This is a genomic window from Candidatus Symbiopectobacterium sp. NZEC135 (assembly GCF_025962695.1).
The window spans coordinates 1-758 of the sequence record NZ_JAGFPF010001040.1 but is presented as its reverse complement, the minus strand read 5'-3'; the positions used below and the strand labels follow the sequence as shown (position 1 = coordinate 758).

1 protein-coding gene and 1 pseudogene are annotated in these 758 nt (G+C 44.5%); both read right to left on the bottom strand.

Features of this window, described 5'->3' with window-relative positions; all coding sequences use genetic code 11:
* Positions 1–448 (bottom strand): glycosyltransferase family 4 protein (locus J5224_RS32300; RefSeq protein ID WP_264629028.1); only part of this gene is annotated, 448 nt, incomplete at its 3' end.
* A 204-nt stretch (positions 449–652) separates the two neighbouring features.
* Positions 653–758: pseudogene (locus J5224_RS32295) on the bottom strand (carbohydrate transporter); the annotation flags it as partial.

Here is a 758-nt window from a genome sequence, read left to right as displayed (position 1 = left end):
CCCGGCAGCCGCCAGCCACCATCGAGCGCTTCATACCAGCGCTGGGCACCACCACCTGATCCGCCAGATAATTGGTGCTGAACGGTTTGATTCTGCTGGTCAGATAGGTCTTTTGCCGCACCAACGTTGGCTTGTTCCAGACCAGCTTAGTGGCCAGTGCAGCAATATTTGCATCGTGCCCACTGTGACTAACGATAAATAAAGGATGATATTCATTAATAAGCTGTCTGAAACGCCACAGAGAGGGGAAATGATAACTATTTCTAAATATGATCGGGTATATTGGAATATGTTTTTCAGCGGCAAGTTTAGCCACTTCACTTTCCGGACGACATGCCAATAACACCTCGAAACCTAAATGTTGCAAGGCGTGTAATTGCATCATAGCCTGCAATTCCTGCCCGCCAACATGCTTAGAGGATTCTGTGTAGAGAATGCGTTTTCTCATAAATAAACCTAATAAAAACAATCAACACCGTACCCTCGGCCGAGGATATGCACAGTGTGTTTCACGTCTGGCGTAATTTTATGAGAGCGAAGCTAAACGGAAGGTAAATACTTTTTATACAGAGGCGCATTTTCAGAAAATAAATACATAAAATGCCCAGGAACATTACTCTGGGCATGTTGTCATTGCCGTCAAAAAAAACCATCAGGTATAACGCTGACCTTTATGTAACGCAAACAATGAAGAAATAACCGGTGTGGTATACATAAACAGCCGCCGTTTAAGCCAGGAGGTATCTTCACGCTCTTTG